The sequence below is a fragment of the Aliidiomarina maris genome, assembly GCF_003987335.1.
In the GTDB taxonomy this organism is placed as follows: Bacteria; Pseudomonadota; Gammaproteobacteria; order Enterobacterales; family Alteromonadaceae; genus Aliidiomarina; species Aliidiomarina maris.
In genome coordinates, this window is sequence record NZ_PIPK01000005.1 from 125,878 (window position 1) to 140,708 (window position 14,831).

Sequence of the window (14,831 nt, forward strand, 5' to 3'; positions counted from 1 at the left end):
TGTGCAGACACTGATTGATATGTTGGCGCTGACCTCAGGTTGGGAGCTTGTGGCAGTGGCATTAGCAGTGGCTTACCTATTGCTGGCGATTCGGCAAAGCTTGTGGTGTTGGCCAGCCGCCGCTATCAGTGCAAGCATCTACACCTACTTGTTCATCCATGCCGGGCTATTGATGGAAAGTATGTTGCAGGTGTTCTATGTAGTGATGGCCGGTTACGGCTACTGGCGCTGGTCACGTGCCCAGCGTCCGATGATCGCGGGCAGTGTGGTGACCAATGCACCGACGCTTCCCGTGGCCAGCCAGACACTCATGTGGCACGCGCGTTGGGTGGTCGTGTTGGCACTCATCAGTGTGGTCATTGGCTTACTGCTAAGCCGCTACACGTCAGCACAGATGGTTTGGTTAGACACACCAACCACCGTATTCAGCTTGTTTGCAACCTTCTTGGTGGCGCGCAAGGTGTTACAAAACTGGTTGTATTGGATTGTGATTGATTTAACCTATGTAGGATTATTCTGGGTGAAGGGTTTTTATCCGACAGCCATTCTATTTGGGTTCTATACCTTGATGGCAGTGATAGGTTATCTGCGCTGGCGTCAGGATTATCAACAACAAGGTGTCGACGTTGAACCTCAGCCTACCTGAATTTTTGGCACAGCATATTGAAGGCCCGTACCAGTTGAATACGTTGCGGGAAGGTCAGGTGAATACGGCTTGGCGGGTGATGACGCCAAGCCGGCACTATTTTCTAAAGTATCAGGGCGCTGCCACCCATAATGGCATCGATAGAGTGCAGGAAGTGCGCTTGCAACGGGCACTCTATCTTTCCCACTTAACCCCTCACGTAATTGCTTATAGCCGCGACTATGCCTGGCTGCTGTGCGAATGGATAGACGCGCCGACCCTGGCAGCAGCGGATCCCCAACGTCAAGTCGCTGTGCTCGCTAAGACCTTAGTGCATATCCATCAGCAGACGCCGCCTCTCGCGCGCTGGTCATTGCGCCGACGGGTGGACAACTACCTTACCGCGGTCGCGCAATATGCCCCTGCAAAAGCCCGTGCATTGCGATCGAAGCTGCACCAATATCGGCATTTGCTGGCAGATTGGGAACAGGGCGAAGCGGTGTTTTGCCACAATGATTTAGCGTTTGAGCACGTGCTATTAGCAGCTAAAGTTAAAGTGGTTGATTGGGAATACGCGGGTTATGGTCATGCCTATTTTGACCTGGCATCAGCGGTAGAAATTAATCAGCTTGATCAAAGCCAGTGTCAGCAGTTATGTGACGAATACAGCAAGCTCAACGGTAAGCAACTTGAGGTCGAGGAATTAGCGCATTGGCGGGGGTTATTGCGAGCTATTAACGAGCTTTGGCATGCTGCGCAGCAGTGTCAGACGTAACCACATGCTGCGCCCTAAGATACGTGCACAGACACTAGCCGAGCAGATTGAGTACCTGACCGGCGTTCACATTTGCTTGGCCGCGAAGTGCAATGTTCGCTTGTTCCAGAATGCCGAGGCGAGTGCTATCTGCAGTGGCTTGCGCATAATCAAGATCAGCGATTCTTGAGCGTGCCGCCTGCACATTCACGTCGGTTTGGGTCAGGTTACTGATCGCGCTACTAAATGCGTTTTGCTGCGCGCCATACTCGCCGCGTAAGCCGCTGACCGTACTCAGCATGCTATCAATGCTTTGAATCGCGTTACTGCTATCACTCACATCAAGGGTGTCTAACGCGTCCAAGCCAGCATCGCGTAAATCTACACTGCGTACTGTCATACGCTGCTCTTCACCACCGCGCCCTGAACCGACCAAGAAGCCACGTTCGCTATCTTGGTTAAACAAGTTTATGCCGCCAAAGTTGGTGGTATTGATGGTGCGATTGATATTGTCACGTAAGCCACTGACTTCTTGCTCAATGGCCTGGCGATCAGCATTGGTTAAAATACCATTGCCCGCCTGCACCGTGAGCTCGCGCATACGCTGTAAATCCGTTTGAATTTGCTGCATGCCACCTTCTGCAGTTTGTAACAGTGATATACCATCAAACGCGTTGCGCACAGAGCGCTGATACGCTGTGGCTTCAGCATTCATGCGCTCAATAATTTGCAGCGCAGCAGCGTCGTCAGCAGCAGAATTAACGCGGCGTCCAGAAGCCAATTGCTCCATACGCTTGTCCTGTGCCGCCATGGTATTTTGCAGCACGCTATTGGTAACAGATTTAGGCGAATTAATATTCATGGTAAGCCTCTAAATAGACATCCAGTGCGCACATTCAGCCCAACGCGACGTGCGTAATATTAGATAACCTAAGTATAACCAGTTTGGCTATAAACTGAACAATTATTTTTGCTTCAGGTAATTTCCTTGCACCTTCAGATTAAGTCGCTAAATTAGTTACTTAGCTTTTAGTCCAGTCACTGCATGTAACGGAGACAAGATGTCGTCGAACAAAGATGTCAATCAACGCTTGTATGAATTTCTCGCGGAAGATGAAGACGCGCGCGTGTGCAAAGATATTCCCGACGATGCGTGTCAGCATCAGCCGCGCGCCTTTATGTTACACCTTTGGGCGTTGACCTTAACTAAACTTGGCGATTCATTGGTGAGCGCGCGCTTAGTATTGCCTTGGTTGCTCAATGCCTCAGGGGCGCCAAGCTTTTTTATTGCCATGTTGGTTCCGATTCGTGAATCGCTCTCTTTGTTGCCGCAACTGTTTGTAGCCCAGCGCATGCGAGAACGCCCGGTGCGTAAATGGTTTTGGGTCGCAGGCAGTGCAGGGCAAGCACTCGCCTTGGTCGGTATGTTGTGTGGCCTATTCTGGTTTGACGGCGCGGTATTTGGCTGGTGGGTGGTCGCTTGGCTGGTAGTATTTAGCTTAGCACGCGGCATTTGCTCGGTGGCGGTGAAAGACGTGCAAGGTAAAACTGTGTCCAAAACCCGGCGCGGGCGGTTAACCGGCATCGCCGCCAGTGCGGCTGGGTTGATGACCTTACTCACTGCACTAGTGATCATCTTTAGCCCCGACGTGGACGGCTCAAACGCGATGTTTGTGTTGTTACTGGGTGGCGCTGCATTGCTTTGGGTAGCGGCTGCCGTGGTCTACGCGTGGGTGCCAGAAGTGCCTGGGGCAACCAGTGGTGGTGGTAACGCGATTACGGAGGCGATGAAATCCTTAAGCTTACTTTGGCAAGATGCTCAATTTGGTCACTTTGTGGCGACGCGCGCGTTACTGGTGTCATCGGCGTTTGCGATTCCTTATATCGTGGTATTAATCCAAAACCAAAGTAATGGCGAGGGCATGATTACCGGCTTGGGCGGGCTACTACTTGCCAATGGGTTAGCCGGTTTACTCGCAGGGCGGTTTTGGGGAAAGTGGTCTGATTCAGCCAGTAATCATGTCATGGCAGCGGCTTCATTTATGGCCGCTGGAGTGATGCTACTTGCCCTTGTCAGTGACCTATTCTGGCAATCGTACTTAGCCTGGTATCCATTGGGGGGCGGGTTGATTTTCTTAGCTGCGGTAGCCCATCACGGTGCTAGGGTTGGGCGTAAGACCTACCTGGTGGATATGGCAACGCAAGACAACCGTGCGCAGTTAACGGCAGTCAGTAACACAGTCATCGGCGTACTATTGTTACTTGGTATGCTGCTGGGTCTGATCGATAGCTGGCTTGGCACGCAGAGTGTGTTAGGGTTGCTGATAGCTGTTGGCGTGATTGCTGGCTGGCGCGCGTTGCGACTACCTAAGGTGACCTAATCGGTTGGTGGTTGCGCCCGAAATGACTCGATACGCGGATACGCACCGCTTAAGGATTGGCAATGACCACCACCACACCTATGTCGCCTGCTGTACAAATTAACCTCAACATCCGTGGCATGCAGCCTTCAGCTACGGTAGCGATTAACGAGCGTAGTGCCGAGTTAAAAGCCCAAGGGCGACACATTTACAAGCTGGGTTTGGGGCAGTCACCGTTTCCCGTGCCTGAGCACGTGCAACAGGCGCTGCGTGAGCATGCCCACGAAAAAGACTATTTAGCGGTGAAAGGCTTACCGGCGCTACGCCAAAGTATTAGTGCTGTCGGATGAAATCTATGGAGGCGTGCATTTTAATGGCGAGCATGTATCCATTGCACGTTACTATCCAGAAGGTACGATTATTAGCGATGGCATCAGCAAATGGGCGGGGGCGGGTGGCTGGCGCTTAGGTGCTTTTGCGTTCCCGCCCCAGCTCAGTTGGTTAGCCGATGCGATGGCGACCTATTTACAGCATTCGCGCCAGGTACTCAGTGCTTTAGCCGATTACGCTTACAGCCGCCTCACCGACGTGGGGGCGCAAATTATCAAACCGCAAGGGGGCTTTCATCTGTTCCCAGATTTCAGTGCACTGACATCACGCTTAGCCGCCAGAGGCATCGACAGCGGTGAAAGCTTTTGCGCGCAATTATTAGAGCAAACGGGGGTGGCGTGTTTGCCCGGTAGCTGCTTTGGCCGCCCAGCACAAGAGTTATCGCTGCGCCTCGCATATGTTGATTTTGATGGCGCAGCGGCGTTGGCCGCGTTAGCGGCCGGCGAAGCGTTAGACTATGAGTTTTTGCAAACCTATTGCGGCCAAGTAGTGACCGCAATTGATTTGCTGCACGATTTCGTTAGCTGATCATTTAATCGCTTTTGACTGCGCGCTCAATGCGCGCACCAATGTCGCTATCAATGTTGCGCCAGTATTCGAACACACGGCTGAGCACTGGCTCTTTGACGCCATCTTTAACATGCCCTGCGACATTGCTCACTAAGCGCTCACGCTCTTGTTCGCTCATCACCTCACGGATGAGCGCGCGTGCTTGGCCAAAGTCATCGTCGTCGCGGCGCAAGGTATAAGCCTGACGCACCATATCGCCATGGGATTCCCATGTGTCGTTCACTGGATTGCGTGCAGGGTCTGCGTGGGGTCCGCCTTTAGAATTAGGCGCATATACAGGGTCGCTGACATTATCCATGCGCATTGCACCATCTTTGCTATAGCTATGTACGGGGCACTGCGGACGGTTGACTGGGATCTGCTGATAATTAACCCCTAAGCGTGCACGGTGTGCGTCGGCGTATGAGAAAATCCGTGCTAGCAGCATTTTATCGGGGCTGGCGCCGATACCAGGGACCAGGTTATTAGGCTGAAAGGCCGCTTGCTCAATTTGGGTATGAAAGTCGGTGGGGTTGCGATTCAGCGTTAGCTGACCGACTTCAATTAGTGGGTAATCACCGTGCGGCCATACCTTAGTCAGGTCAAAGGGGTTAAAGCGGTAGGTCTCGGCGTCTGCAAACGGCATAATTTGCACGAACAAGGTCCAGCTTGGGTGTTCGCCACGATCAATGGCTTGGTACAAATCTTTAGTATGGAAGTCGCTTTCTTCTCCCGCCATTTTTTCGGCTTCAGCTTTGGTGAAGTTTTCAATGCCTTGGTTGGTATGAAAGTGATATTTAACCCAGAATTTCTCGCCCGCCGCATTCACCCACATAAAGGTGTGGCTGCCGTATCCGTTCATGTGGCGCCATGTTTTCGGAATACCACGGTCGCCCATTAAGTAAGTGACTTGGTGCGCAGATTCTGGTGATAGCGTCCAAAAGTCCCATTGCATGTCGTGATCACGCAGGTTGTTCGCGGCTAAACGCTTTTGCGAACGAATAAAGTGCTGAAACTTGAGTGGATCGCGAATAAAGAACACGGGCGTGTTGTTACCGACGAGATCAAAATTGCCTTCGTCGGTGTAAAACTTAACCGCGAAGCCGCGCGGATCACGCCAAGTATCGGGACTACCACGTTCACCCGCCACAGTGGAAAAGCGCGCCAGAGTATCGGTAGTTTGACCGGGCTGTAAGAAAGCAGCTTTGGTGTATTGGCTGACATCGTGAGTGACTTTGAAAACACCAAAGGCGCCTGCGCCCTTCGCGTGCGGCTGGCGCTCAGGAATACGTTCACGGTTAAACTGCGCCATTTGTTCAATTAAGTAGTGATCGTGCAATAAAATAGGCCCATTTGGGCCTACAGTAAGTGAATGCTCGTCACTCGCAACCGGAATGCCTGCATCTGTGGTGGTGAACTTTGACTGGGTCATTTGAAAGCTCCAAGTATAAGGTGGAGCTTTCAGCCTAGTTGTCCCTCGCGGGGCGTCAAGTAAGACGCTCTATTATTGTGCAGTGACCAATTTGCCGTCATGAATGTGCGATTCACCACGGGCTTTAGCCAGTTGAATTTGCTTTTCGCGCTCGCTGAAGCGCGCACGCTGATCGTCACTGATTTTATCGTGACAATGCGGGCAACTGACCCCTTTTTCATACTCTGGGCTCAGCTTCTCGGCCTCAGTAATTGGCATGCGACAGGCGTAGCACTGATCGTATGTGCCTTGCTCAAGTCCGTGTTTCACGGTGACACGTTGGTCAAATACGAAACACTCACCTTGCCATAAGCTATTGGCTTCCTCGACCTCTTCTAAATATTTTAGAATACCGCCTTTTAGGTGATACACGCCTTCAAAGCCAAGCTCTTTTAAATAGGCGGTCGACTTTTCACAGCGAATGCCACCGGTACAGAACATCGCCACTTTTTTGTGCTTATTTTTATCCAAATGTTGCGCGACGTATTCGGGAAATTCACGGAAAGTGTCGGTCTTAGGGTTGATAGCACCGGCAAAGGTGCCGACAGCAAACTCGTAGTCGTTACGCGTATCAATCAGCAAAACTTCCGGGTCGCTAATCAGCGCATTCCAGTCTTTGGCTTCGACGTAATTGCCCACGGTTTTCTGCGGGTCAATCCAATCTACGCCCATGGTAACGATTTCTTTTTTCAGCTTCACTTTGGTGCGATAAAACGCCTGCTCATCGCTGGGCGATTCTTTATGGTCGACGTCATTCAGGCGCGGGTCAGCGCGCAAATGGGCAAGCACCGCATCAACTTCTTCACGTTTGCCACAAATAGTACCATTGATGCCTTCACGGGCAAGTAACAAGGTGCCTTTGACTTGATGCGCGAGCATCACGTCCAGCAGTGGTTGGCGTAAGTCTTCAAAGTTGTCGAGTTCGACGAATTTATATAGTGCAGCACAAATATATTGCATGGGTAAAGCCTTCTTCAGCGGCCCGAAGCGTAAGTCCGGTGCCTGGTAATTGAAAATGTGAGCGCAAGGGGCGCCCACGGCGCGCATTATACCCTAGCGTTAGCAATAAAAAAAACGCCGTGCAATGCACGGCGTTTTTGGTCTTCAATTAACTATTTATCTACTTCAGATACGAGGTAAGCATCCAAGCAGTTTTTTCCTGTGCGGTGATATAGTCACCCATCAAAGACGCAGTACCTTCATCATCAATTTCGTTGGCGGCACTTAAAATTTCGCGCTGCAAGCGAATCACGGTTTGATAGCCATGTAGAATGTGTTCAACACATGCGCGGCCTTCATGCACGTTGGCGGCTTCTTTAATGGCGCTGTTATCGAGATACTTTGAATATGTGTGATGGGGCTGCTGACCCAGCGTCAACACACGCTCAGCAATTTCGTCAATTTTTAACAGCAAGTCACTGTACGTTTCTTCGAACTTTACGTGCAGTTCAAAAAAACGCTCGCCACGAATGTTCCAGTGGAAACCACGCACATTCATGTAGAAAATTTGATAGTTAGCTAATAACTGGTTGAGTTTACCGGCTAAGGTTTCTGCGCCAGCTTGATCCAAACCAATCACGTTCAGTTGTTGCATCGAGTTTTGAGTTGCCATCTTGCTACTCCTTTTAATTTTGCTGCCGAGAATTCAGGCATCTGTAAATTATAAGCATAGCCTGCTGAAATAATTTTGCCCATGCTTTAAAGCGATGAAACAAATCGATTTTTTGCATAAGTGTCAGTTTATTACTACAGTTGACGCCAATCCTTTATTAAATTCTATGGAGTTCTTATGCGCAGCATGATGCAACCCTCACGCGCCTTGATGGCGTCTTTCGCAGCCGCTTCAGTGCTTGGTTTGAGTGCCTGTAGTGATGCGCAGCAAACCCCTGAGCTGGATGCGCCAGCACAGTTTATGTATGAATTAGGTCAACTGTGTGGCAACGCTTACAGTGGTGAGCGCGTGGTCGCACGACAGGATCGCGACGACATGCTACAAGGTGACGAAGACCTCGTGGTGCACTTCGCCGAATGCTATAACGACCAGGTGTTTGCAGCTTTCCATATCGGTGCCGATGCCGGGCAGGGCGACTGGGACCGTTCACGTACCTGGATCTATACAGCGCATCCGGAGCGTTTAGAATTACGCCATGACCATCGTTTAGAGGATGGTAGCGAAGACACTGACAATACTATGTACGGTGGATACACAGAAAGCCAAGGCCAGGCAGCAGACGGCACTCTGATTCAACGCTTTATTTTTACCGAGCGTACTGGCGAGAATAATGCCCAACTTGGCTGGCAAGTCGAAATTGAGCCCGGCGTGCGATACACCTACGGTACTTTCCAAGGTGATGAGTGGACGTGGCGCGTGGATTTCGATTTAAGCCAAAGCGTCGATGCACCGCCTGCGGCGTGGGGCCATACCGCTGGGTATCGAGATTAAATAGCTTGTATTTTCAAAGCGCTACTGTATGCAAGTTGGATTGCCGTAGCGCTTTTCTTACTGCCTTCGCGGGCTCTTTGTTACGTGCCTTTCGAACAACTCTACGCATTTTTCCGCATTTTGTGTTTATATCTTGGCGCAAATTGGCGATAATGCGCGCTTATTGCGTTTTCACTGTGGTAAGAGAAGGTTCTGCGTGGGTAAGACAACCATCATCGCGATCGCTGGCGCATCGGCGTCTGGTAAAAGTTTATTTGCATCAACTGTATATCAGGAGCTGGTCGCTGAATTAGGTGGCGAGCGCATTTCTGTGCTGCAGGAAGATGCCTATTATCGCGACCAAAGCCATCTGTCTTTTGATCAGCGCGTGCTGACCAATTATGACCATCCCCATGCATTTGAACATGATTTGTTGCACCAACATTTGCAGAATTTGCGTGACGGCATAGCGGTTGAAATGCCGCAGTATTCGTATCAAGAACACACACGCCTTGAAAAAACGATTCCGGTTACGCCAGCGCGAGTCGTACTGGTTGAAGGCATTTTGCTGCTGAGCGACGAGAGATTGCGCCAACAGTTTGATATCTCGGTATTTATGGACACGCCGCTAGATATCTGTTTATTGCGCCGGATAAATCGCGACATGGAGCTTCGCGGCCGCACCTTGGCCTCGATTACCGAGCAATATGAAAAGTACGTCCGTCCTGCATTTTTTGACTTTATCTTCCCTTCCAAGCAACACGCCGACCTAGTTGTCACCCGTGGCGGTCAGAACGAAATCGCTATCGACATTATCAAAGCAAAGATTCGTCAGCTACTGGCTGAATAGAACGAGCAGACCCAAACCGAAAGGATATTTATGATTGGCTTGATAGGCATCGCCGTTTTACTTCTCATAGCTTACGTGTTTTCTGCAGCGCGCAGCAGTATTCGCTGGCGCACCGTCGTAGGTGCCTTCGCATTGCAGGCTGGCTTGGGCGCATTTGTACTCTATGTCCCGCTCGGCCAAGAGCTACTCGGTGGCTTTGCCCTCGGCGTCGCTAACGTGATCGGCTATGCCAGCGCTGGGATGGAGTTTTTGTTCGGTGATATCGGTGCTTATTCCCAAGGTTTTATCTTTGCTATCCACGTACTAGGTGTCATTGTATTTTTCTCGTCGTTAATCGCAGTGCTGTACCACATTGGGGTGATGACCTGGGTGATCCGGTTAATCGGTGGTGGCTTGCAAAAGCTGCTAGGTACGTCAAAGCCTGAGTCTATGTCAGCGGCAGCGAATATCTTTGTCGGTCAAACCGAAGCCCCGTTGGTAGTTCGTCCTTATATTCCAACCATGACGCGCTCTGAACTGTTTGCGGTCATGGTGGGTGGCTTAGGCTCAATTGCGGGCTCAGTGCTAGCAGGCTACGCAGGCTTGGGCATTGAGCTTAAATATCTGATTGCGGCATGTTTTATGGCGGCCCCTGGGTGTTTGTTGATGGCTAAAATTATCATGCCGGAAACAGAGCAACCGCGTGACGAACTGAATGAAACGCCGGTCGAAGAAAAGCGCGCCAACGTGATTGACGCCGCCGCTTCGGGCGCATCAAGCGGGATGCAGTTGGCGCTGAATGTCGGTGCCATGTTGCTCGCTTTTGTTGCTCTAATCGCATTAGTGAATGGTGTGATTGGCTGGTTCGGCAGCTTTTTTGGTGCTGGCGATCTAACGTTGCAAACTATCTTAGGCTACGTGTTCCAGCCACTTGCGTTCATTCTTGGCGTCAGTTGGGACGAGGCGCGTTTGGCCGGAAGCTTTATCGGTCAAAAGTTAGTGATCAACGAATTCGTCGCCTACCTGGATTTCGCCAGCTATCGCGACGAGCTCTCGGCCCATAGCCAAGTTATTATCACCTTCATGTTATGTGGTTTTGCTAACTTCTCTTCTATCGCCATTCTGCTGGGTGGTCTCGGTGGGATGGCGCCAAGTCGTCGCAAGGATATCGCAGAGCTTGGTGTACGTGCCTTGTTAGCGGCAACTCTGGCGAACTTAATGAGTGCTGCCATTGCTGGCGTATTTTTTACACTTGCTTAATGATCGCTTTTGTACATTTTTGATTACAATTAAATGCGAACAAAGGGAACAATAACTGAGTTATCATCTCTAAGTGTACCGCTTGGTCGAAACCAAGCGGCTTTCAATTTTGGCAAGGAGTCACCTATGAAGTCTATCTTAACGGCGTGCATGCTAATGGTTGTGCTGGCATGGCCGGCAAGTGCCGCACAGCGGATTGAGAACGACAACCCACATCACCTGTTGCAGCAAGTGGCTGAACGCATGCTGGAACGTATCCGTGATGACCGTGCACAGGTAGAAGAGAATCCAACCTACTTGCGTACTATCATGGAAGAAGAACTTATTCCATACACCGATTACCGCTTTGCCGCAGCCCAAGTGATGGGGCGCAATTGGCGCAGCCTAAACGATGAGCAGCGCCGTGAATTCGTGGATGCGTTTCGCGAGTATTTAATTACCACGTATGCGCGGGTTTTTACCCAGTATGATGAAACCAAGCATGAATTGCAGTTTGGACGTGAAGAAGCATTTGAAAACGAGCGTACTGTTGTAGTTCGTGCGCGTTTAAACCAAGCAGATGGCCCACCAATTCGCTTGAACTTCAACTTGCGCCGTCAAAGCCCAGATTCGCCTTGGATGGCATTTGACTTAGAGGCTGAAAACATCAGCTTGTTAAGTGCCCAGCGCTCTGAAATTCAATCGATTTTGCGCCAACGTGGGTTCCAAGGTGCGGTTGACCTGTTACGTGAACGCGCGGCAGTCGAAATCGACCTCGATGAAGAACTGGACGTGGATGACTTTACCCAAGGTGGCTAACCTTAGCTACTTGGCTTCAGTGATGGTTTGGGCTTAGCGCCCAAACCATACTTCAAATTCTAGACCCACCAACCAAGCTTGTTCACGCACTTCACCAGGTTCGCTTTTAGGCCAATGTGACCCCACCCAACTTTCAACAAAGAACCAATCGCGCAGCCAAGACTGACGATGAATTAAACGCACGCCAAAGTCTTCATCTGACACCGGCGCCTTGCTTTCACCGCGATACCAAAAGTCCACTGCGACTGCTTTGTCTTCGGTGTAAAGGTGGTACAAACTAGCTGAATTGCGCCAGCGGATACCGTCAATTCGCTCGGCAGATGTGCCTTCAAGGGCAATACGGCCTAGCCAGTCATTGCCCCAGGTTTGTTCGTAATCCACGCGCTGGTCAAAGCCAAAGCCGTCACTGTCACGCCAAAAGAGCGCAGAGCGAGTGCGCACCTGAATGGTTTCGGTAAAACGGATTTGGTACAAATAGCGGCCTTCGGTATATAAATCAGCGCTTAAACCACCACGCACACCACCGGTAATTGAAAAGCGGCTTTCTTCACCTTGTCCAGGATTGAACCCTAAGCCCACCAGCCACTCACTGTCGCTGTTTACGTTGCGCAGTACCGAGGCTCTACGTTCTCCATCATCACCCACCACGTAATCATCGGTATCGACTCGGCCGATAAAGGCTGAAAAGCGTTCTTCTGCATAGGGTAAATTTACTTGCGCGCGAAATCGAGAGCGCAGCTTCCAGCCGTTATAGGCGCTCCATTCTGGTGCTAATGACACACGCCCTTGGGAGCGGTAATCCGAGTCATCAAAGCTACGGCCATCGCCAAAGAAATTATCAAACCAGCGCGCAGTTGCGTTAACCGAACGCTCAACCCCTTGTTGAAAGGAGTCGATCATCATTTCTTCGTCTTCGTCCGCAATATCATCAGTCCGTTTGCGTTCTCGTTGTGCCGCTTCTTCAACCTGCGCTTCAGTAGTTTGTTGCTGCGTTTGTTCGGGTTCGGTGGGGTCAGATTGCTGCGCAACTGCAGTGCCATGTAGGCACGCAAATATACACGCGGCTAAGTAACAAGCCCAATGGGGTGGCCGGGAGGGCATGCGATGCTCCATATCGTAATTTATTATTGTATGGCTTAAAGATAGAGCGCTAGGACTCACTTTGTCCAGTATTTGACTCAGTGTTTACATAACTAAAAACACGTTCGTTAAGCAGTGTATGTCCGTGTTGCTTAAGCCAATTTTCCGCTTCGGTGTAATTTGGAGCGTGGTGTTCGACTAATTGCCAGAATGCAGCGGAATGATTGAAATGCTGCAAGTGGCATAGTTCATGTAAGACGACGTAATTAAGTACCCAAGGTGGGGCTGCAAACAAGCGCCAACTAAAGCTAAGTTGACCACGTCGGTCGCAAGCGCCCCACTTAGCCGTGTAATGGGCAATACGCCAACTTGTAGGATTCAGCTTGGTGGCCTCGGCCAGTTGCGGAATTAACTGGTTAAGTACATGCATGCCTTGCTGGTGATACCAGTCAATCACCAATTTGCGAACTTGGGCAGGGCGATCTGAGGTGCGCCGGTGCAGGCGAATATGCAAAGTTTTTTCGATCAAGGTAATCGTGTTTCTCTGTCCATCACGTACTTGAAGTGTTAACGGGGTGCCCAGCCAAAGCACCTGTTCGCCATGTTGCCAGCGGCGAATTGGTAGTTGCGCAAGGCTGCCTTGTTGCGCCTGCAGGTGGCGTGTAATCCAGCTTTGCTTGCTCGTCACGAAGTCGGCAATCTCACGCTCGCCCACGTACACGGGGGCGCTAACGCGCACTTCACCATGCTGGATTTTTATCCCGATACTGCGCCGACGTTGGCTTCTAACGATCGTGTACTGCACCTGTGTCCCCGACAATGTAGAGCAAATATGGTATAATCTTACCCAGCAAATTTATAGTTTAAACTTAAAGTCCGTTGAGCATCATAGGAAGTAACATGAGCAGACATTTTGATTATTTAAGCATCGGTGCCGGTAGCGGCGGAATTGCCTCAGCCAACCGTGCCGCGATTCGTGGCGCCAAGGCCGCAGTGATTGAAGCGAAAGCCGTGGGTGGTACCTGCGTGAACGTGGGCTGTGTACCAAAAAAAGTGATGTGGTATGGCGCGCACATAGCTGAAGCCCTGAAGTATGCGCCTTCATATGGTTTTGATATTGCTCAGAATGGCTATGATTGGGCAACCATGGTAAAGAATCGTGAAGCCTACATTGAGCGCATCCATGGCGGTTACAAGCGTGGCTTTGAAGGCAATGGCGTGGAGTACATTCAGGGCTTTGCGCGCTTTGTGGATAAAAACACCGTAGAAGTGGATGGCGAGCGCATTACCGCTGATCACATTACGATTGCAGTCGGCGGACGCCCAACCATTCCAGACTTACCTGGCGCTGAGCACGGTATTGATTCCGATGGCTTCTTTGCCCTGACTGAGCAGCCAAAGAAGGCCGTGGTAGTCGGTGCTGGGTATATTGCGGTGGAAATCGCCGGTGTGTTCCATGCGTTAGGTACAGACACCCACTTGTTAGTGCGTCAAGACCGGCCCTTGCGTGACTTTGAGCGTTGCATTATTGATTCCCTGCTGGCACGCATGGAGCAAGATGGTGGGCCGCAGTTACATACCTACAGCGAAGTGAAGAAAGTCGATAAGCAAGACGACGGCAGCTTAACTATCACCACCATGAACGATGAGAAAATTGAAGGCGTTGATTGTTTAGTATGGGCAATCGGGCGTGAACCTACTACCGATAAGATTAACCTTGAAGCCGCCGGTGTTGAAGCTGACGAGTACGGTTATATCGGGGTCGATAAGTATCAAAATACCAATGTGCCTGGCATTTATGCAGTTGGGGACATCACAGGCGCTGCGCAATTGACGCCAGTGGCGATTAAAGCTGGCCGCTTGTTGGCGGAGCGCTTATTTAATAAAGACTTGCCTGACGCCCATATGGATTTCAGCCTGATCCCAACCATCGTGTTTAGCCACCCGCCAATTGGCACCGTCGGCTTAACCGAAGTAGACGCGATTGAAGCCTATGGCTCTGATCAAGTTAAAGTCTATGAGTCTGGGTTTGCCGCGATGTATAACGCTGTGACGCCACATCGCGCGCTCAGCCACTTTAAGCTGGTATGTGCGGGCGATGATGAAAAGGTTGTCGGCATGCACGGCATTGGCGAGGGCATGGATGAAATCTTACAAGGCTTTGCGGTGGCATTGAAAATGGGAGCTACCAAGGCTGACTTTGACGCCACAGTGGCCTTGCACCCGACCAGTGCAGAAGAATTTGTCACCATGCGCTAAGCTGGTAGTCAGGCATTCATGACAAAGTGAGGAG

Annotated in this window: 16 protein-coding genes; 10 read left to right on the top strand and 6 right to left on the bottom strand. The window is 50.8% G+C overall.

Features of this window, described 5'->3' with window-relative positions; translation table 11 throughout:
* The first annotated feature begins 1 nt into the window (after position 1).
* Together pnuC and CWE07_RS07200 are read left to right on the top strand one after the other, a co-directional pair.
* Entirely contained in the window at positions 2–646 is a 645-nt protein-coding gene (gene pnuC, locus CWE07_RS07195) for a nicotinamide riboside transporter PnuC (protein WP_111569188.1), read from the top strand.
* On the top strand, positions 627–1,400 hold the full coding sequence (locus tag CWE07_RS07200; protein ID WP_111569187.1) for a choline/ethanolamine kinase family protein: 774 nt from the start codon (positions 627–629) through the stop codon (positions 1,398–1,400). The genes pnuC and CWE07_RS07200 overlap by 20 nt, the downstream gene beginning before the upstream one ends.
* 34 nt (positions 1,401–1,434) lie before the next feature.
* On the opposite strand, the gene CWE07_RS07205 is transcribed toward CWE07_RS07200, so the two are convergent.
* Positions 1,435–2,241 carry a flagellin N-terminal helical domain-containing protein gene (locus CWE07_RS07205; protein ID WP_111569186.1) on the bottom strand — a complete coding sequence of 269 codons (807 nt, stop codon included), beginning with the start codon at positions 2,239–2,241 and terminating at the stop codon, positions 1,435–1,437.
* 199 nt (positions 2,242–2,440) lie between these two features.
* Between CWE07_RS07205 and CWE07_RS07210 the strand changes: the two genes are divergently transcribed.
* The 3 genes from CWE07_RS07210 (at position 2,441) to CWE07_RS07215 (ending at position 4,657) form a co-directional block, all read left to right on the top strand.
* Positions 2,441–3,760, top strand: coding sequence for an MFS transporter permease (locus CWE07_RS07210; RefSeq protein ID WP_111569185.1), 1,320 nt, complete (start codon positions 2,441–2,443; stop codon positions 3,758–3,760).
* A 62-nt stretch (positions 3,761–3,822) separates the two neighbouring features.
* Positions 3,823–4,089: a hypothetical protein gene (locus CWE07_RS14505; protein WP_241974090.1), complete on the top strand. Its 267-nt coding sequence runs from the start codon at positions 3,823–3,825 to the stop codon at positions 4,087–4,089.
* A 13-nt stretch (positions 4,090–4,102) separates the two neighbouring features.
* Positions 4,103–4,657 (top strand): aminotransferase class I/II-fold pyridoxal phosphate-dependent enzyme, encoded by a 555-nt coding sequence (locus CWE07_RS07215; RefSeq protein ID WP_241974091.1) that lies wholly within the window; start codon positions 4,103–4,105, stop codon positions 4,655–4,657.
* 4 nt (positions 4,658–4,661) lie between these two features.
* On the opposite strand, the gene CWE07_RS07220 is transcribed toward CWE07_RS07215, so the two are convergent.
* From CWE07_RS07220 to CWE07_RS07230, 3 genes are all read right to left on the bottom strand, one after another.
* A complete protein-coding gene (locus tag CWE07_RS07220) occupies positions 4,662–6,110 on the bottom strand; it encodes a catalase (protein ID WP_111569184.1) in 1,449 nt (482 codons plus the stop codon).
* A gap of 72 nt (positions 6,111–6,182) precedes the next feature.
* Positions 6,183–7,109 (bottom strand): oxygen-dependent tRNA uridine(34) hydroxylase TrhO, encoded by a 927-nt coding sequence (gene trhO, locus CWE07_RS07225; protein WP_111569309.1) that lies wholly within the window; start codon positions 7,107–7,109, stop codon positions 6,183–6,185.
* Positions 7,110–7,269: 160 nt separating this feature from the next.
* A complete protein-coding gene (locus CWE07_RS07230) occupies positions 7,270–7,743 on the bottom strand; it encodes a Dps family protein (protein WP_111569308.1) in 474 nt (157 codons plus the stop codon).
* A gap of 195 nt (positions 7,744–7,938) precedes the next feature.
* Between CWE07_RS07230 and CWE07_RS07235 the strand changes: the two genes are divergently transcribed.
* The 4 genes from CWE07_RS07235 (at position 7,939) to CWE07_RS07250 (ending at position 11,458) form a co-directional block, all read left to right on the top strand.
* Entirely contained in the window at positions 7,939–8,592 is a 654-nt protein-coding gene (locus CWE07_RS07235; RefSeq protein ID WP_111569183.1) for a hypothetical protein, read from the top strand.
* Positions 8,593–8,788: 196 nt separating this feature from the next.
* On the top strand, positions 8,789–9,421 hold the full coding sequence (gene udk, locus CWE07_RS07240; RefSeq protein WP_111569182.1) for a uridine kinase: 633 nt from the start codon (positions 8,789–8,791) through the stop codon (positions 9,419–9,421).
* A gap of 30 nt (positions 9,422–9,451) precedes the next feature.
* Entirely contained in the window at positions 9,452–10,660 is a 1,209-nt protein-coding gene (locus CWE07_RS07245) for a NupC/NupG family nucleoside CNT transporter (RefSeq protein WP_111569181.1), read from the top strand.
* A 126-nt stretch (positions 10,661–10,786) separates the two neighbouring features.
* The gene (locus CWE07_RS07250) at positions 10,787–11,458 is read left to right on the top strand and encodes an MlaC/ttg2D family ABC transporter substrate-binding protein (protein ID WP_157983237.1); all 672 of its coding nucleotides are present in this window, start codon (positions 10,787–10,789) and stop codon (positions 11,456–11,458) included.
* Positions 11,459–11,491: 33 nt separating this feature from the next.
* Here the strand turns inward: CWE07_RS07250 and CWE07_RS07255 are convergent, their stop codons facing one another.
* Positions 11,492–12,559 carry a hypothetical protein gene (locus CWE07_RS07255; protein ID WP_111569179.1) on the bottom strand — a complete coding sequence of 356 codons (1,068 nt, stop codon included), beginning with the start codon at positions 12,557–12,559 and terminating at the stop codon, positions 11,492–11,494.
* A 49-nt stretch (positions 12,560–12,608) separates the two neighbouring features.
* Positions 12,609–13,343: a M48 family metallopeptidase gene (locus CWE07_RS07260; RefSeq protein ID WP_157983238.1), complete on the bottom strand. Its 735-nt coding sequence runs from the start codon at positions 13,341–13,343 to the stop codon at positions 12,609–12,611.
* Positions 13,344–13,438: 95 nt separating this feature from the next.
* Here CWE07_RS07260 and gorA point away from each other — a divergent pair, with 95 nt between their 5' ends.
* On the top strand, positions 13,439–14,797 hold the full coding sequence (gorA, locus tag CWE07_RS07265) for a glutathione-disulfide reductase (RefSeq protein ID WP_111569177.1): 1,359 nt from the start codon (positions 13,439–13,441) through the stop codon (positions 14,795–14,797).
* Positions 14,798–14,831: the final 34 nt, after the last annotated feature.